Annotated in this window: 15 protein-coding genes and 1 pseudogene; 6 read left to right on the top strand and 10 right to left on the bottom strand. The window is 50.3% G+C overall.

All coding sequences use genetic code 11. The features are described 5' to 3' along the window. Window positions 1-5: 5 nt before the first annotated feature. Window positions 6-1823 (bottom strand): multicopper oxidase PcoA, encoded by a 1818-nt coding sequence (pcoA, locus tag RTN40_RS19915; RefSeq protein WP_000925242.1) that lies wholly within the window; start codon window positions 1821-1823, stop codon window positions 6-8. 233 nt (window positions 1824-2056) lie between these two features. On the opposite strand from pcoA, the gene RTN40_RS19910 reads away from it, so the two are divergent. Together RTN40_RS19910 and RTN40_RS19905 are read left to right on the top strand one after the other, a co-directional pair. Further along, window positions 2057-2506, top strand: coding sequence for a copper resistance protein (locus tag RTN40_RS19910; protein ID WP_001023257.1), 450 nt, complete (start codon window positions 2057-2059; stop codon window positions 2504-2506). Window positions 2507-2794: 288 nt separating this feature from the next. Beyond that, a complete protein-coding gene (locus RTN40_RS19905; protein ID WP_004118669.1) occupies window positions 2795-3532 on the top strand; it encodes a peptidoglycan DD-metalloendopeptidase family protein in 738 nt (245 codons plus the stop codon). A gap of 33 nt (window positions 3533-3565) precedes the next feature. Here RTN40_RS19905 and RTN40_RS19900 read toward each other — a convergent pair whose 3' ends face one another. The 7 genes from RTN40_RS19900 to silC all read right to left on the bottom strand — a co-directional run bounded on the left by RTN40_RS19900 (window position 3566) and on the right by silC (window position 13230). Next, on the bottom strand, window positions 3566-3763 hold the full coding sequence (locus RTN40_RS19900) for a DUF2933 domain-containing protein (protein ID WP_000843497.1): 198 nt from the start codon (window positions 3761-3763) through the stop codon (window positions 3566-3568). Between the two features lie 40 nt (window positions 3764-3803). After that, window positions 3804-6275: an Ag(+)-translocating P-type ATPase SilP gene (silP, locus tag RTN40_RS19895; RefSeq protein ID WP_129244003.1), complete on the bottom strand. Its 2472-nt coding sequence runs from the start codon at window positions 6273-6275 to the stop codon at window positions 3804-3806. Window positions 6276-6372: 97 nt separating this feature from the next. Next, entirely contained in the window at window positions 6373-6813 is a 441-nt protein-coding gene (locus tag RTN40_RS19890; protein ID WP_002436620.1) for a DUF411 domain-containing protein, read from the bottom strand. A gap of 86 nt (window positions 6814-6899) precedes the next feature. Then, entirely contained in the window at window positions 6900-10046 is a 3147-nt protein-coding gene (silA, locus tag RTN40_RS19885) for a Cu(+)/Ag(+) efflux RND transporter permease subunit SilA (protein WP_000574021.1), read from the bottom strand. Window positions 10047-10056: 10 nt separating this feature from the next. Continuing rightward, window positions 10057-11349, bottom strand: coding sequence for a Cu(+)/Ag(+) efflux RND transporter periplasmic adaptor subunit SilB (gene silB / locus RTN40_RS19880; protein WP_001485328.1), 1293 nt, complete (start codon window positions 11347-11349; stop codon window positions 10057-10059). A 113-nt stretch (window positions 11350-11462) separates the two neighbouring features. Further along, window positions 11463-11816, bottom strand: a complete 354-nt coding sequence (gene cusF / locus RTN40_RS19875; RefSeq protein WP_001246153.1) for a cation efflux system protein CusF — start codon at window positions 11814-11816, stop codon at window positions 11463-11465. Between the two features lie 28 nt (window positions 11817-11844). Continuing rightward, a complete protein-coding gene (gene silC / locus RTN40_RS19870; RefSeq protein WP_000475503.1) occupies window positions 11845-13230 on the bottom strand; it encodes a Cu(+)/Ag(+) efflux RND transporter outer membrane channel SilC in 1386 nt (461 codons plus the stop codon). Between the two features lie 189 nt (window positions 13231-13419). Here silC and silR point away from each other — a divergent pair, with 189 nt between their 5' ends. The 4 genes from silR to RTN40_RS19850 all read left to right on the top strand — a co-directional run bounded on the left by silR (window position 13420) and on the right by RTN40_RS19850 (window position 16748). Next, entirely contained in the window at window positions 13420-14100 is a 681-nt protein-coding gene (silR, locus tag RTN40_RS19865; RefSeq protein ID WP_000697968.1) for a copper/silver response regulator transcription factor SilR, read from the top strand. Then, the gene (gene silS, locus RTN40_RS19860) at window positions 14093-15568 is read left to right on the top strand and encodes a copper/silver sensor histidine kinase SilS (protein WP_000555738.1); all 1476 of its coding nucleotides are present in this window, start codon (window positions 14093-14095) and stop codon (window positions 15566-15568) included. Before silR ends, silS begins: the two co-directional genes overlap by 8 nt. A gap of 249 nt (window positions 15569-15817) precedes the next feature. Beyond that, window positions 15818-16249 (top strand): silver-binding protein SilE, encoded by a 432-nt coding sequence (gene silE, locus RTN40_RS19855; protein WP_006785880.1) that lies wholly within the window; start codon window positions 15818-15820, stop codon window positions 16247-16249. A gap of 148 nt (window positions 16250-16397) precedes the next feature. After that, entirely contained in the window at window positions 16398-16748 is a 351-nt protein-coding gene (locus RTN40_RS19850) for a DUF305 domain-containing protein (RefSeq protein WP_006785879.1), read from the top strand. Window positions 16749-16914: 166 nt separating this feature from the next. On the opposite strand, the pseudogene RTN40_RS19845 reads toward RTN40_RS19850, so the two are convergent. Then, window positions 16915-17598: pseudogene (locus tag RTN40_RS19845) on the bottom strand (TOPRIM nucleotidyl transferase/hydrolase domain-containing protein); the annotation flags it as partial. Between the two features lie 12 nt (window positions 17599-17610). Next, window positions 17611-18758, bottom strand: a protein-coding gene (locus RTN40_RS19840) for an IS3 family transposase (protein ID WP_087464944.1) whose coding sequence is annotated in 2 segments (ribosomal slippage) — window positions 17611-18509 and window positions 18509-18758 — 1149 coding nt in all. Because the reading frame shifts where the segments join, the coding sequence is not laid out codon by codon here. Window positions 18759-18876: the final 118 nt, after the last annotated feature.

Genomic DNA, 18876 nt, shown 5'->3' with positions numbered 1-18876 from the left:
TCGCATCATTCCTCCACCCGGACTTCACGAAACATTCCCATTTCCATGTGATAGAGCAAATGGCAGTGATACGCCCAGCGGCCAAGCGCATCTGCTGTCACTCTGTAACTGCGTTTTGTACCAGGGGGAACATCTATTGTGTGTTTACGAACCATGAAATTACCGTTTTCATCTTCCAGATCGCTCCACATACCATGCAGGTGAATGGGGTGAGTCATCATGGTATCGTTGATCAGCGTGATCCTGAGCCGCTCACCGTATTTCAGCAGCACCGGTGCGGCATCTGAAAACTTGATTCCGTTAAATGACCAGGCAAACTTTTCCATGTGGCCGGTTAAATGCAGTTCTATGGTACGGCCAGGTTCACGTCCGTCAGGATCCTCAAAGCGGCTTTTCAAATCCGCGTACGTGAGAACCTTTCTTCCGTTATTTCGAAGACCAATACCCGGATCATTTAATTTCGGAGAGACGCTCATCGCCTGCATATCAACCAGTGGGTTATCCGTTTCTGACGCAGGATGACTTTGCATACCCGGCATTCCGGCCATCCGGGAATGATCCATACCGGCCATGCTGCTGTGATCCATGGGCGCGGAGGATGTCCCGCTATCCGGAAGGTCAGCACCGTCCATAGACATCATCTCTCCGCTGTTATCCATGCCTCCCATCTGGCTGTGGTCCATTCCTGCCATATCATGTCCCATTCCCCCCATACCCATGTCTTCCATGGTCAACAGAGGACGGGGATCGAGGGGGGGAACGGCAGCACTTAACCCCTCTCTCGTGGCCAGTGTCCCTCGAGCGTAACCGGTCCTGTCCATGGATTGTGCGAAGATGGTATAGGCCTCACCCTGAGGCTCCACAATGACATCATAGGTTTCGGCAACGGCAATCCTGAATTCGTCAACGGTAACCGGGTTTACATACTGGCCATCTGCAGCCACGACCGTCATTTTCAGCCCGGGGATACGGATATCGAAATAGGTCATTGCCGAGCCGTTGATAAACCGTAAGCGTATCTTTTCACCGGGACGGAACAGTCCGGTCCAGTTTTTCAGCGGGGCCTGCCCGTTCATGAGATAGGTGTAGGTGTAGCCACTGACATCCGCGAGGTCAGTCGGATTCATTTTCATTTCAGCCCACATTTTCCGATCGGCAATGGTGGCTGACAGCCCCCTGGTATTCACGTCGCGGAAAAAAGAGCCAACGGTTGGTTTATTGAAATTGTAGTAATCCGACTGTTTTTTTAATTTTTTCAGCAGGCTGTGAGGATTTTCATCGGTCCAGTCAGACAACATGACCACATGCTCACGATCGTAAGCAAACGGTTCTGGCTCCCTGGCATCGATGATAATGGCACCGTATACCCCCTCCTGTTCCTGCAGACCGGAATGGCTGTGGTACCAGTAAGTCCCGTTCTGCTTAACCTTAAAGGTGTAAACGTAGGTATCATCAGGCTCTATGCCCATAAAACTCAGCCCCGGAACACCATCCATATTGGCCGGAAGAATAATGCCGTGCCAGTGAATGGACGTCTGTTCATTAAGACGGTTTTTGACCTTCAGGGTAATGGTGTCACCTTCTTTCCAGCGAAGAACGGGCCCCGGCAGGCCTCCATTGATTGTTTTGGCCTGACGCTCACTGCCCGTGATATTGACGGCCGTTTCACCAATGGTCAGGTCAAACTGAGTACCCTGCAGGGATGCGGCAACTGGCAGGCTCAGACTGGAACGCGCATTGAAACTCCATACGCCAAGACTTCCGGCTACGCCAGAGAGGGTTAACCCCTTCAGGAAAGTTCGTCGAGACGTTTTCAACAGCATGCGCATTCCCTTATTTAAAGTATGGTTACTGACAGAATTCGAGAACCGATTTAAATTAAATTACTGGTTCATCCACTACAATGAAATGAATCTAGCACACCTTAAGAAACAAATTCATTACAATCGTGTAATGTACATAGCTGTATTACATTTACGTCATCTTCCCCACAGGTTGATTATTTTTATATATGATCATAAGGACATCTTTTATGTACCTCAGAAGGTAATTACACATGAATATATTAATCACGACCACTGCGTTTACAGCTTTATTTTGTGGGGCAGCTTTTGCTCAGTCCAGTGATATTGCCCATGAAGCACATCGATTTGTTAATAATGCCTCAGCCGTCAGTCATGTGAATTCCTCGACGCATGAAAACTTACCGGACAGGGTTAATAAAAACAACACGCCCTCATTCTCTGAAATGAATGAACATGAAAGGGCCATTGTTGCTCATTCATTTATGAACAACAGCGCGTCCTATGCGCATCAGAAAATGATTGAGGAACATAAAAAAATGCTGTCCGGCAGTGATGCAAATTCAAAGACCTCGTCTTCTTCTTTTAACGAACTGAATGCCGGAGAAAAAGCCGCTCTCGTGCATGAGCAGGTCAATAATGCCGGTGCGGAAGCACATCAGACGCAGGCAAGAAAGCTTCGCGGGCTGTATTCGACCAGGTAACTGCAGGCGGGTTAGTGCTTAGCGTCAGGTGCGCAGCAGGGCTTTACTGACGGGTTACGTAGCAGGACATGAGCCCCATATTGCTCTGCCGTAACCTGTTTCAGTCCCGTTAATCATCACCGTCGGGCTGGTCATACAGTTCCCAGAGCTTCAGGAGCAAACGGGAAACAAGATATGTTACAAAAATGACGACCATCAACGGTGCTCCCGATTAACTGACAGATGACACGCCTCCTGAAAACCCCTAGCATACGCCGCAGTGTTCATGCTAACGGCGAATTCCAGTAAATGTATTCTACCGATGTCGTAAAAGAAAATGCCTACCTTTCAGCCACCCGCTCGGGGCTGGAATCGAACGAGATCGCTACTCTTCAGCGCTCCTTGCCTTCCCGGTTTAATCTGCGGCATTTGAAAAAAAATGAATCATTAAAACTCGTACTGCAAAAGAAAGCGGGAAAATCACGTGTCGTGGCCTATAAATTTACGTCCGGTTCATTTAATTACACGGCGTATCGTATATCAGATAAAAAGTTCTATAACCTTTCCGATACTTCCGGGAAAGGCAGTCTCGATTATCCGTTACCGGCCACAGCAAGACTCAGTTCGCCTTTCAATCCTGCAAGACTTAACCCGGTATCGGGAAAAGTGAGTCCCCATAATGGCATTGATTATTCCATGCCCATGAACACGAAAATAGTCAGCGTCATCGACGGAAAAATCACCCGGGCCGAATACAACAGTACCATGGGATATTTTGTTGAAGTAACGGGAAAAGCCGGTGTTAAAACTCGCTATCTCCACCTCAATAAAATACTCGTTACTAAAGGGGCCAGGGTTACCCGGGGAGACGCTATTGCGTTATCCGGTAACAGCGGACGTTCATCCGGTCCTCATCTGCATTACGAGCTGGTCATCAATAACAATCCTGTTAACTCACTGGCGTTCCGGGCAGCGGCACCCGCTGATAACAAACTTGAACAGCATGCCTTTGCGCATGCCAGAGACTACGAACGATACCTGGACTGATAACGGGGCCGCGACGCGGCCCCGTCTGCCGGATTAATTTTTTTTATCGTTTTCACTTCCTTGATGTTGATGATCTCCATGCCCTCCGTGGCCGTGGAAAAGATGCATTAGCGGGCAGACCAGCAATAACAGATATGGCCAGTAACCTGCCACATGTGACCAGTGTTCGCGCAGGAGGGCAAATGCCGCGATCGCGGCGACAGCAATAAGCGCATAGGTGGTACTTTTCATACTGGACTCCTTCTGTTCGTAACAGCCCCTTCACTCAGTGTTATTTCCCGAGCCTGACACTTTTCAGACGCAACGCATTCACAATGACGCTGACGGAGGAAAGAGCCATGGCCGCCGCCGCAATAACTGGCGACAGCAGTATTCCATACACAGGATAAAGCAGACCTGCAGCCACAGGCACGCCAAGTGCGTTGTAGATAAATGCAAAAAACAGATTCTGTCGGATATTTTTCATGGTGATTTCTGACAGATGACGGGCCCTGTTCAGTATCATCAAGTCGCCTTTGAGAAGGGTGACTCCGGCACTTTCAATTGCCACATCTGTACCCGTTCCCATGGCTATACCCACGTCAGCCGCTGCCAGCGCCGGGGCATCATTCACACCGTCTCCGGCCATCGCAACCACATGGCCAGACGCTTTCAGTCGGGTTATCACTGCTTTTTTGCCATCCGGCAGAATCCCGGCTTCAACCTCATCTATTCCCAGTTTCCGTGCGACTGCTTCAGCGGTAAGCTGGTTATCCCCGGTGAGCATAACGATGCGGATCCCCGCCTGACGCAAAGCTTTAAGCGCATCCGGCGTGGTTGCTTTCACGGGATCCGAGATAGCTATCAGGCCTGCAAGGTGCCCGTCTGTGGCCACATAGATAACGGTAGCGCCTTCCATCCGCAACGTATCCGCAACGGCCTTTTGATTATCAATAACGATACTGTTTTCCTGCATAGCCAGTTCATTACCAATAACAACCCGTTGACCTTCGACATCGCCTGAGACACCTTTACCCGACGGCGCATTGAAATGAGTGACTGCGGGTATTGCGATCCCCTTTTCCTGTGCTGCTTTAACTACTGCCATACCCAGCGGATGCTGCGAGCCTTTTTCCACTGCGGCCGTTACACGCAAAAGAGATGTTTCCCCACCCGGATTGAGACTGATAATCCCTGTCACCGTCGGCGAACCTTCCGTGAGCGTGCCTGTTTTGTCGACAACCAGCGTGTCCACTTTTTCAAGACGCTCAAGGGCTTCGGCATTCTTGATTAACACCCCGGCCTGGGCTCCTTTGCCCACCCCCACCATTATCGACATCGGCGTGGCCAGCCCCAGCGCGCAGGGACAGGCAATAATCAGGACCGACACAGCCGCAATGAGACCGTGCGCCATCCTGGGCTCGGGCCCCCAGACAGACCAGATCATGAAAGCAACAACCGCGATAAGTATCACCAGAGGAACAAACCAGCCTGAAACGCTGTCAGCCATTCTCTGGATGGGGGCCCGCGAACGCTGTGCATCAGCGACCATCTGAACAATTCGTGAGAGCATCGTTTCATCACCGACTTTCTCTGCACGGATGATAAGACTACCTGTCTGATTAATGGTCCCCCCGATGACAGGGTCACCCTCCGTTTTGGTAACAGGCATAGATTCCCCGGTCACCATCGATTCATCAACGGTTGTTTTGCCTTCGACCACGATACCGTCGACCGGAATACTCTCTCCAGGTCTGATGCGGAGCTTATCGCCAGGCAGGACATCTTCCGCATTAATATCCGTTTCATGACCGTCTTGATCCAGCCGCCTGGCGGTTTTGGGGGCAAGGTTAAGAAGCGCAGTAATGGCACCTGAGGTTTGTTCCCTTGCCCGCAATTCAAGGACCTGTCCCAGCAGAACAAGCACCGTAATAACAGCTGCGGCTTCAAAATAAATGGCCACCAGGCCATCCATGTTTCTGAACGATGCAGGAAACCAGGAGGGGAAGACGGTTGCAATGACGCTGTAAACCCAGGCTACGCCGGTCCCCATTGCAACAAGGGTAAACATATTCAGGGAGCGGTTACGTAACGACATTCCGGCCCGGGCGAAGAATGGCCAGCCACACCACAAAACGACAGGAGAGGCCAGAAGTAACTGCAGCCATGTGTTGTACTGTGGCGGTACTGTATTCCTCAAAGCGGGAAACAGATGAGAACCCATTTCGAGTATCAGAACCGGAAACGCCAGCAACAACCCCAGCCAGAAGCGTCTTGTCATGTCGCGAAGTTCATCACTCGTCCCCGTGGATGCCGTAGCTACGAGCGGCTCCAGTGCCATTCCACAGACAGGACAGCTTCCGGGACCACTACGGCGTATCTCCGGATGCATCGGACATGTCCACACACCTTCAGAAATCTCTTTCTCCGCCTGGCGGTGAGACTGTTTTATCTTATCAGGGCTGACTTCATGGTGGTCGTGGTGATGGTGATGTTCACTGGCATCTTCGGTAAAATAATGATCGGGATGGGCTTTAAATTTGCTCTCACAGCTGGCGGAGCAGAAATAAAGCTGATGGTCCTGGTATCGAATGCTGCTGTGCGCCTTGTCAGGCAGGATGACCATCCCGCACACGGGATCTCTCACCTTATGCAATGCGTGACTCTCGTCCGGGGATGATGTCTGCTCAGAAGCAGTCTGGTTGTTATGTTCCACTGCATTGTCATTTTTCACAGTAACTCTCCTTATGCATATCTGAAGCATTTTCTGTCTTCAGGATATGTCATGGATGCGATTACCACGAATGCCGCCGGCATAAGAGTGCCTGCTGCCGGCGTCCCGTTATCAGCCGTTCCGCTGACTATTCGATTCGCTGGAAGACTTTTTTACTGCCCTCCGGTGAGAATGCGATAACATCGTAAGCCTCTTTTCGGGCCCCCATCTCCATTCCCGGACTTCCTGCTGGCATACCGGGGGTGGCGAGACCGTATATACCCGAACCAGACTGCATGGCCTTATGTATCGTTGCCGCAGGCACATGGCCTTCAATGATCAAATTACCTACAACCGCGGTATGACAACTTCGTAGTCCAGCAGGAACAGCATGCTTTTCTTTCAGGGCTGACAGCGCCTGATCATTCATGACGTGAGTTCGCACTTCGAACCCGTCTTTTTCCATCGCTTTGCCCCACAGGGAACAACAGCCACAGTTTTCAGATTTGTACATATCAATGACTTTTTCACTCGCCATTGCAGGCAGTGACAGGCCGAGAGCCAGGGCCATTAGAACCACTTTTTTCATACTCACCTCTGTATATTATCGATATAAACCCTGACGTCAGGGTGAATCAGTGCAGAAGGACGCCCACTGGGGGCGCCCTTTCAGGGTTATGACACGCTTTTTTTATGTCTGCGCAGCCAGATTAATTTGTAGGCGGCAGGAATAATGAACAGGGACAGCAGCGGAGCCGTGATCATCCCACCAATCATTGGCGCAGCAATACGGCTCATGACTTCTGAACCTGCGCCGGTTCCCCAGAGTATTGGCAGCAGACCCGCAATGATCACCGCCACGGTCATGGCTTTCGGCCGGACACGCAGTACGGCACCATGATAGAGGGCTTCATCAAGACCTTCCGGTGTGAACGTCTCTTTACGGGACAATTCCGGGTGCGCTTCAATGGCATGACGCAGATACATCAGCATGACCACGCCAAACTCTGCTGCCACCCCGGCCAGGGCGATAAACCCGGTTCCGGTCGCCACTGACATATGGAAGCCCTGCCAGTACAGGAACCATATTCCGCCAACCAGGGCGAACGGCAGGCTCATCAGGATCAGCAGGGCTTCGTCAACCCGGCGGAATGCCAGATACAACAGGATGAAAATGATCATCACCGTCATCGGCACCATCAGCTTCAGTTTCTTGTTGGCATGCTCAAGCAGTTCAAACTGTCCGGAGAATGCCACACTGGTTCCCGGTCTCAGTTTCACTTTCTCGCTGATGGCCGTCTTAATGTCGTTAACCACCGACACCATGTCCCTGCCGCGGGCATCAACATAAATCCAGCTGGCTGGCCGGGCATTTTCGGTTTTCAGCATGGTTGGTCCAGAAACGACGTTAATATCCGCGACATCGCCCAGCGTGATCTGCTGCTTCATCGGGGTCAGGATCGGCATCTGTTTCAGCGCCTGCGGACTGTTCCGGTAATCCTGCGGGTAGCGAATGTTAATAGGGTACCGGGCCACCCCTTCAACCGTCTCACCCACCATAGCACCTCCGATTGCTGAAGAGACGAACAGCTGGACATCACCTACCGTCATCCCGTAGCGGGAGGCTTTCTCCCGGTTGATATCGATATCGATGTAGCGCCCGCCCTCAAGTCGCTCAGCCAGGACAGACACCACGCCAGGCACGGTTTTGGCTACCGCCTCGATACTCTGCGCCGTCGCGTCGATATCGGACAGAACAGTCCCGGACACTTTGATACCTATCGGGCTTTTGATCCCGGTTGAGAGCATATCAATACGGTTACGGATAGGCGGCACCCAGAGGTTTGCCAGACCCGGTAAACGGACTGTCCTGTCGAGTTCATCAATAATCTTGTCAATTGTCATGCCGGGACGCCACTGATCCTCAGGTTTGAGCTGGATCGTGGTTTCCACCATTTCGAGCGGCGCGGAATCCGTTGCGGTCTCTGCTTTACCGGTCTTGCCAAATACAGAAGCCACTTCAGGAACGCTTTTGATTAACTTGTCTGTTGTCTGCAGGAGCGCTGCAGCTTCTGCCGGAGAGACGCCAGGCAAGGTCGACGGCATATACAGCAGATCGCCCTCGTTAATCTTCGGCAGAAATTCACCGCCCACCTGACTCAGTGGCCAGATAACCGTGAAAATGGACAAGGCCGCAACCAGCAGGGTTGTTTTTGGCCAGTGGAGGACCCGCAGCAGCAAAGGATGATACGCTTTGATCAGCACCCGGTTCAGGGGGTTACTTGTCTCGGCAGGAATTTTCCCCCGGATCCAGAATCCCATCAGAATAGGAATGACGATGATGGCCAGTGCGGCCGCTCCCGCCATGGAGTACGTTTTCGTGAATGCCAGCGGGCCAAACAGACGACCTTCCTGCCCTTCCAGGGTAAAGATAGGAATAAAGGACAGGGTGATGATCAGCAGGCTAATGAACAACGCGGGTCCCACTTCCACGGAGGCGTCGGTAATCACCTTCCAGCGGGTGGCGTTGTCAATCTGCTCACCCGGATGCTGATGATCCCACTCCTCAAGCCGTTTGTGCGCATTTTCAATCATCACAATGGCGGCATCCACCATCGCACCGACGGCAATCGCTATCCCTCCCAGCGACATGATATTGGCGTTCAGTCCCTGGAAGTGCATGACGATAAAGGCGATACACAGGCCAAGCGGCAGAGAGATAATCGCCACCAGGGCAGAACGTACGTGCCACAGGAACAGAGCACAGACGATGGCCACCACGATAAACTCTTCCAGAAGTTTGGAACTGAGGTTATCAATCGCCCGGTCGATTAACTGGCTGCGATCGTAGGTGGTCACGATTTCAACGCCTTCCGGCAGGCTGGCCTTCAGCGTCTCCAGTTTATCCCTCACTGCCGTGATAACGTCGCGCGCATTTTTACCCGACCGCAGGATCACCACGCCGCCAGCGACTTCTCCCTGGCCGTTCAGCTCGGCAATACCACGCCTCATTTCGGGCCCGGTCTGCACGCGGGCAACATCCCGCAGATAAACCGGCACGCCGTTCTCACCTGTTTTCAGGACGATGTTATTAAAATCATCAATGCTCTGAAGATAACCGCTGGCACGGACCATATACTCCGCTTCGGCCATTTCAACGGATGAGCCACCGGCCTCCTGGTTAGACGATTCAAGTGCCTGTTTCACTTCGGGCAGGCTGATACCGTACTGGGACAGTTTTACCGGATTGACCTGAATCTGGTACTGTTTCACCACGCCGCCAACCGAAGCGACCTCAGCCACGTTCGGGATGGTTTTCAGCTCAAATTTCAGGAACCAGTCCTGCAGAGAGCGCAGTTCTGAAAGGTCGTGTTTTCCGTTGCGATCGACAAGGGCATATTCAAATATCCAGCCCACTCCCGTGGCGTCCGGGCCGATTTCAGAGCTCACACCCGCAGGCAGTTTGCCCTGAACCTGATTCAGGTATTCCAGCACGCGCGAACGGGCCCAGTACAGATCGGTGCCGTCTTCAAAAATGACATACACATACGAATCACCGAACTGTGAAAAGCCACGCACGGTTTTTGCGCCAGGTACGGACAGCATGGTGGTGGTAAGCGGATAGGTGACCTGGTTTTCTACAATCTGCGGGGCCTGTCCGGGATAGCTGGTTTTAATAATGACCTGCACATCTGACAGGTCAGGCAGCGCATCGACCGGCGTGTTAATTATCGTCCATGTGCCCCAGATGCTGAGAAACAGTGCGCCCATCATGACCAGGAAACGGTTGGCGACAGAGCGCCGGATAATCCATTCAATCATCGTCGTCTCCTCAGTGCCCTGAATGCATATTTACAGGCTGCTCAGACATTGCTGGCATACTGTTTTCTGTTTTTTCAGGGTGGCGCATACGTTCCAGCGCGCCCGTAATATTGGCTTCGGAGTCAATGAGGAACAGGCCACTGACCACCACGGTATCGCCTTCATTCAGGCCGGAGCCAATGCCGGACTGTTGCTGTGATTCATGCAGAACGTGGATCTGTTTCGGCACAAACTTGCCTTCATCATCAACAGTAATCACGCGCTGTTCTTTGCCGGTATCGATAACGGCCTGGCTTGGTATCAGCAGCATCTCCTGGCTCTTGGTATTCAGTTTCAGATAGGCATTCATGCCCGGCTTGAGAAACTCATCCTTATTAGAAACCTGGAGACGGACCTGAAGCGTACGGGTTGTCTGATCCACGCTGGGAAGAATGTTCCATTTTTCGACATGGAATGTTTTATCCGGATAAGCCGGTACCGAAATTTCAAACTGCGACGTATCTTTCAGCAGATATGCGATAGATTCTGGCACTGCAGCGCTGATCCAGACCGGGTCCATCCCCTGAATCTGAGCCACTACTTTATCTTTCGAAATATTCATTCCGGTGCGCAGGTCAAACGCAGTAATGACACCATCAATAGGTGCTTTAATGGTAAAACGGGTCTGGATTGTGCGGGTTGAACGCAGCCTTTGAATATCCTCTTCCGGCATACCAGCTAGACGAAGTCGCTCCAGAACCCCTTTTATCTGGGTTGACGTACCGCCTGTACCGGATAACAGCAGGAACTCACTTTGTGCCTCAACCCATTCAGGAATGGTGATATCGATAAGCGGAGTGCCTTTCTTCACATGATCGCCAATCGTCAGGGGATACACTTTTTCGACGAAACCGTCAGAGCGCGCCTGCACAATGACAAACTGATACTCGTTGTAACTGACATTAGCCGGGATTGTCTGAGAATAATTCAGCATTCCTCGCGTGACTTTTTGCGTTTTTAATCCCAGATTCTGAACCTGCGTTGGATCGATACGGATCCCGCCACTGCTTTTATCGCCGCTTTCATCAGCATATTTTGGCACCAGGTCCATATCCATAAAGGGAGATTTTCCGGGTTTATCAAATTTGGTATCCGGTTTCATCGGGTCATACCAGAAAAGTACCTTTCGCTCCGGTGCCTTTTGTTCGGTTTGTACTGTTTTTTGTGATGAGTTTACATACTGCCAGGCAGTAACCGATATCAGCCCTCCTGCTATGAGGCTGCTGATAATTATTGCAGCATATTTTATCTTTAAAGAAGCCATACAATTTCTCGCTGAAAAATCAAAACACCTGGCATATGCGCCCGATCATTCATTCACAGTAATCCCTTAATGAATGTTCAGGCGCACTGGATGTATTCGCTCCGGACTGATAATCAGGATTGCGTAACGTTAATGCTTTTGAGTAAGGAGATATTGCCCTGCTGAATAAACGAGAAATCGACATGGTTGCCGGTTTTCAGGGCATTGATAGCGTCGTCTGCATTAACAAAAGTGAAGCGCATGGTCATTGCAGGCCAGCCCACAGCAGGGATTGCTTCGTGCGAAATGGTAATCTTTTTACTATTCATATCAATGTCTTTAACGACACCGGTGCCCTTGATAACCTGCTGTACCGAAGCATCACTGGCAGCATTCATATCGCCATGCTGATGTGTTTCAGCATGAAGACCGGCAGAAAACATGACAGAGAAGGCACCAAATAAAACGGCTTTAAGTGAATTACGCATTTTTAATTTCCTGATTAATTAAATAAATTTACTCTACCCAACCGCCACCCAGCGCGGTAAACAGATTAATTTCGTTAACCTGTCGGGAATAGGTAAGATCGAGAATGGTTTGCTGCGTAGCGAAGAGGGAACGTTCTGCATCCAGCACTTCGATGTAACTGACAGCACCACTTGCATATAATCCTCTGGCACGCTGGAGAGTTATCTGAAGTGAATCAAGATAACGCTGCTGTGACTCAAGTTGCTGGCTAAGGCTGTCGCGCAGCGCAAGCGTGTCGGAAACATCCTTAAAGGCTGACTGAATTTTTTGTTCGTAATTAACCACCGATTGTTGCTGGCGAATTTCAGCCAGCTTCAGATTGGCTTTATTCCTGCCAGCATTAAAAATAGGAATTTCAATTTTAGGGATAAAATTCCACATTCCACTTCCTGACGTAAACAGGCTTGACAGCTCCGTACTGCTTGCGGAAAGACCACTGGTCAGGGTAATGGAGGGGAAAAAGGCCGCTCGCGCTGCGCCAATATTGGCATCAGCCGCTTTCAGCTGATATTCCGCTTCCATAATATCCGGTCGCTGCAGCAAAATTTGTGAAGATAGATTTGGTGGCAATTTTACTGGTGCGATCTCCCCGCCTTTCATCCCTTTTTCTGACGGAAGTGCGCGGTACGTTCCCAGCACCAGTTGCAGGGCATTGTTTGCCTGAGCCAGATCGCCTTCTCGTTTGGCTATTTCGGCGCGGGTACTTTCGATTTGTCCTCTCGCCTGTTCAAGTGCCAGAACGTTCGTACTCCCGGTCACGAGCTGTTGCTCAACGAAAGCATAGGACTGTTCATAATTTTTCAGCGTTTCCCGCGCAATACGGAGTTGTTCGTACGCCAGTTGCTGGCTGAAATAGCTCTGTGAAACGTTGGAGACCAGCAGGATGTGTACGGCCCGACGGGCTTCTTCGCTGGCAAAGTAGTTCTGGCGGTCAGCATCACTCATGTTCTTAAGTTTGCCGAAAAAATCGAGCTCATAGCTGAGCTCCAGTCTCGCGTCGTACTCCTGTGTGGTCGGCTTGTCACCTTTCAGACCACCGCTGTATGTTATCCCGGATGAGGCATTCAGCTGGGGGTAACGATCTGCATCCGTGACGTTGAACTGGGCTCGGGCCTCTTCAACCTTCAGGGCAGCCATTCTCAAATCACGGTTATTAGTCAGAGCTTCACCGATCAACCGGGTAACCTGGGGATCGACAAAAAAGTTACGCCAGCCCGTATCCTGATAGCCATTTACCGCTGGCGTCAGGCTGTTATGGGACAGTGAAAACTGCTGGGGTACCGGTGCTGCGGGCCGCTGATATTCAGGCGCAAGCGACACGCAGCCTGCCAGGATGAATATCGTGCTAATGCTGAGTAATTTTAATTTGAACATAACGCTTCTCGTCCAGGCAGACCTGGTAAATGGTTCAAATGAAGTCCAGAGTATTGATAGGGGTACTTTACCTAACGCTCTCTGTTTGCCGAGTGACAGGATAATGACAATGTTGTCATTTTTGCTGTAATCCGTTGATAACGATCGTGGGCGCAATAGAATGACATTAGCAGCCAGCCGGGGAGCAAGATGAAAATATTGATCGTCGAAGACGAAATTAAAACAGGTGAATATCTCAGCAAAGGGCTTACAGAGGCAGGGTTCGTAGTGGATCACGCTGATAATGGTCTTACCGGATATCATCTCGCCATGACAGCCGAGTATGATTTAGTCATTCTGGATATCATGCTACCTGATGTGAACGGCTGGGATATCATCCGCATGCTGCGCACTGCCGGAAAGGGTATGCCGGTCTTACTGCTGACAGCCCTCGGCACGATCGAACATAGGGTCAAAGGACTGGAACTGGGTGCGGACGATTATCTGGTTAAACCCTTTGCGTTTGCCGAACTGCTCGCCCGGGTGAGAACCCTTCTGAGGCGGGGAAACACGATGATCACGGAAAGCCAGTTTAAGGTGGCTGACCTCTCGATTGATCTCGTATCCAGAAAAGTCAGTCGCGCCGGAAACCGCATTGTGCTCACCAGTAAAGAGTTCAGCCTGCTGGAATTCTTCATTCGCCATCAGGGAGAGGTTCTTCCCCGCTCCCTGATTGCCTCTCAGGTCTGGGACATGAATTTTGACAGCGACACTAATGCGATCGATGTCGCAGTAAAGCGACTCCGCGCTAAAATAGACAACGATTACGAGACAAAGCTGATCCAGACAGTCCGGGGCGTGGGCTACATGCTGGAGGTCCCGGATGCATAGCAAACCTTCCAGACGCCCTTTCTCACTCGCTCTGCGGCTGACCTTTTTTATCAGCCTGTCCACGATACTGGCTTTTATCGCCTTCACCTGGTTTATGCTGCATTCTGTTGAAAATCATTTTGCCGAGCAGGATGTCAGCGATCTTCAACAAATCAGCACCACACTGAACCGTATACTGCAGTCCCCGGTGGATCCGGATGATAAAAAAATAAGCAAAATAAAGGAATCAATTGCCAGCTACCGCAACGTTGCCCTTTTGCTCCTCAATCCCAGGGGTGAAGTGCTCTTTAGCTCAGCTCAGGGGGCGGCACTACGCCCGGCAGTGAATTCAGCAGATTTTAGCGAGCACAGCCGCGCACGGGATGTCTTTCTCTGGACGGTGGAGGATCCTGCGGGACCGATGGATACCGGGTCCGAAATGAAGATGGAAACATACAGGATTATCGCCTCCTCTGGTCAGGCGATATTTCAGGGCAAACAGCAGAACTATGTCATGCTGACTGGCCTATCCATTAATTTCCATCTCCATTACCTCGATGCGCTGAAAAAGAACCTGATTGCGATTGCCGTCGTGATAAGCCTGTTGATTGTTCTGATCATTCGAATCGCTGTCCGTCAGGGGCACCTGCCCCTTCGTAATGTCAGCAATGCCATTAAAAACATCACCTCCGAGAATCTTGATGCGCGACTGGAACCGACACGCGTTCCCATTGAGCTGGAGCAACTGGTTATCTCGTTCAATCATATGATTGGAAAGATTGAGGATGTCTTTACCCGCCAGGCCAATTTCTCTGCCGATATCGCGCATGAGATCAGAACGCCAATCACCAATCTGGTGACGCAGACTGAAATCGCACTGAGTCAGGATCGAACACAGAGGGAACTTGAGGATGTCCTCTATTCCAGTCTTGAAGAGTATAACCGGATGACCAAAATGGTCAGCGATATGCTGTTCCTGGCACAGGCAGATAATAATCAGCTGATACCTGACAGGGTCATGTTTGACCTCAGAGCGGAAGTCATGAAAGTCTTCGAGTTTTTCGAAGCCTGGGCCGAAGAACGCAATATCACGCTCAAATTTAACGGGATGCCCTGTCTGGTCGAGGGAGATCCACAAATGTTTAGAAGAGCGATCAATAATCTGTTATCCAATGCCCTGCGTTATACCCCTGAGGGACAGGCAATCACCGTCTCAATAAGAAAACAGGGGAGCTTTTTTGACCTTGTGATTGAAAATCCGGGGAAACCAATCCCTGAAGAGCATTTATCAAGGCTGTTTGACCGTTTTTATCGGGTGGATCCGTCCAGACAACGAAAAGGAGAAGGCAGCGGCATCGGTCTTGCGATTGTGAAGTCAATCGTGGAAGCACATCACGGAAGAGTGCATGTGGAATCGGATATACGCTCGACACGTTTTATTTTATCCGTACCCAGACTGGAGAAAATGATTCCGGATCCCCAACACTGAGAATAAAGATTTAAATGACAAAGATGTCATTAGCCTGTCATGCAGCAAACAGAAGCCATTCGATATAATTAGTGCAACTTATCAGGAAGGCTGGATTGCTTCATCAATACCCGGCGTCAGAGTACGCCAGGAATGAATATCCAGCCATCTCCCGGAGAAATAAGAACTGCCGAACCTGTTTAAGTTATGAAACTGAAAACACCGGTTGTACTTCCCCGGACATCATTAATTGAGAAATGGAGAGTTATCATGAAAAATATCGTATTAGCATCTTTGCTGGGCTTTGGTTTAATTTCTTCGGCCTGGGCCACTGAAACCGTGAATATCCATGAGCGCGTCAACAATGCACAGGCCCCTGCTCACCAGATGCAGTCTGCTGCGGCTCCTGTCGGGATCCAGGGGACTGCTCCCCGTATGACCGGTATGGACCAGCATGAACAGGCCATTATTGCTCATGAAACCATGACGAACGGATCGGCAGATGCGCACCAGAAAATGGTGGAAAGTCATCAGAAGATGATGGGAAATAACACAGTATCCACGACCGTCCCTTCAACGTCTTACGCGGCGATGGATGAGCATGAAAGAGCAGCGGTTGCCCATGAATTCATGAATAACGGTCAGTCCGGCCCACATCAGGCCATGGCCGAAGCGCACCGCCGCATGATCAATGTAGGCTGAATGCGACTGTAGTATCCGTGCTTTTTACCCTTTCCTTGATAGATTATTCCTTAACCGGATATGTTGTGACATTTTTGCCCCCATCAGGGAGCTTTTTTATATGACTCAGCTACAATTAACCGGTACCTACCTGAAAAGGATTTATTAAATGAAAATCAAAAACACCCTTTTTGTTATATTAATGTTATCCCTGCCAGCAATTTCTGCCGAACATTCGGAAATGAAAATGTCAGATATGCACTCATCGGCATCGTCACAGGAATATATGGCTGGCATGAAAGACATGCATGAAAAAATGATGGCCGCCGTTAATGAGCCCGATCCCGATAAGGCCTTTGCAAAAGGTATGATCGCACACCATGAAGGAGCAATAGCAATGGCTGAGACCGAGCTTAAATACGGAAAAGATCCCGAAATGAGAAAGCTTGCGCAGGACATCATTAAAGCTCAGAAAGGTGAAATCGAGCAGATGAATAAATGGCTTGGCAGTCAAAAATAAAGATTGCAAAAACGCCATGATAAGCGTAATTTTAAATCACTCCCGGGCACGGGATCCTGTTAAACGTTAAATAATTAAAACCCGATTAATTTCGGGTTTTTTATATTCTATACTCCGGTCCTTTGCTGTGGACCGGAATATATGCAGCTGCGATTATTTTAACACATTATCTCGTCATGGAAATAATGTCGCTCAGGATCTCAATCAGTTCAATTCTTTCCTGCGTTCCGTCATGATAGGTTGATCTTGAGATTATTCTTTCCGCTGTCATCTGGGGCCAGAATTTATCAAGCACATTATCGGGTTTCATTCCCACAGCCCGGCCGATTATTTTTTTAGCGTCACAGGTGTCCGTAAACGTGACTGCTACACCGGTAATTTCTTCGATCAGATCCGGGCAGAGATAGTTCTCTATTTCACGTTTGCGCGTGGCGAAGAATACCTTACCGGCTTCCTCCACTTCTTTTTTACGTTTCTGAATGGACAGAACCTGTGCAGGGTCTCCCCCAATATCGGAGTCCAGAAATACGCACCAGGGAAGCCCCAGATCGTTGGCCAGATTTAAGGTAACCCAGTGTTTGACGCTCCCGCATCCTCCTATGAGGACTGGCACAATTTTCACGTCCTCAAGAGAGGCTGGCAGCACACCTGATTGTTTAAATGAACTGGCCGCATGCCTCAGGAAAGTGACATCCGACTTTCCTTCTACCAGAACAATGCCTTTAGCCCTTTCCATACCAGTCTCTGGCAACACCCCCAGGCTTTCAGTTGCTTCCTTCAGCACATCGTCATCCGGCATTTTTACAACGGGTTCACCTGTCTCATTTCTGGTGACATAACGTACTGAATCGCCACGGATAATCTAGACACTTCCGAGCCGTTGATAATACTGTTTTTCATATTCTGTCGGTGACATCTGTTCGCTAGAACCATGCCGACGCTTACTGTTATAAAACATTTCGATGTAATCAAAAATATCACTGCGGGCTTCTTCTCGCGTTCCGTAGATCTTTTTCTTTATCCGTTCACGTTTCAACAACTGGAAAAAACTTTCTGCAACCGCATTATCATGGCAGTTACCGCGACGGCTCATGCTACCCTCCAGGCCGTGTGATTTCAGGAACGACTGCCACTCATGGCTTGTGTACTGACTGCCCTGATCCGAATGAACCAGCACCTGTTTTTCGGGATTACGCCGCCATACAGCCATCAGCAGTGCGTTCAGGACAATGTCCTTTGTCATCCGGGATTGCATGGACCAGCCGATAATTTTGCGTGAGAACAGATCAACAACAACGGCAAGATACAGCCAGCCTTCGTGGGTCCTGATGTAGGTTATGTCCGTTACCCAACGCTCATCAGGAGCATCCGGATTGAACTGTCGCTGGAGCCTGTTGGGTGACACGATACTGGCCTCGCCTTTACGTGCCCGCGGGCTTCGGTATCCGACCTGAGCCTTTATTCCGACACGTTTCATCAGTCTCCAGACTCTGTTTACTCCGCACTGTTGCCCGCTGTCACGCAGATCCAGATGGATTTTGCGATAACCATAGACGCATCCCAATTCCAGCCAGAACTGTTTAATCTGTCCTGTCAGTCTCAGGTCTGCCTGATGGCGTTGTGAATGCGGCTGCTGAAGCCAGGCGTAAAAACCACTGGGATGAACATCCAGCACCCGACAGAGCAGGCGAACAGGCCAGCAACAGGAGTTGTCACGGATAAAGGCGTACCTCAGTCGGACAGCTTTGCGAAGTACGCCGCAGCTTTTTTTAATATGTCCCGTTCGTCGGTAACCCGTTTCAGCTCTTTCTGGAGACGGCGGATCTCGGCCTGAGCATCTGACTGTTCTTTATTAGTGGAAGAATCCGGACCGTACTTCTTTATCCAGGCATAAAGGCTGTGGGTGGTGATATCGAGACGTGTTGCAACGCTGGCAACAGAATAACCGCGATCAACAACCTGTTTGACTGCTTCAGTTTTAAACTCTTCGGGATAACGCTTACCGCTCATGGGCACCTCTCTTTAAGCCATCTTAAATGACTCTGAGGTGTCTGTTAAACCCATGGCGATTCAATATCCGTTTCCAGAGGTTAAACGGATTTACCACCCGAAGGTATCCTCTCTCAGG

This window comes from Pseudescherichia sp., from assembly GCF_031987975.1.
Taxonomy (GTDB): domain Bacteria; phylum Pseudomonadota; class Gammaproteobacteria; order Enterobacterales; family Enterobacteriaceae; genus Pseudescherichia.
This window is presented reverse-complemented; position numbering and strand designations above follow the sequence as displayed.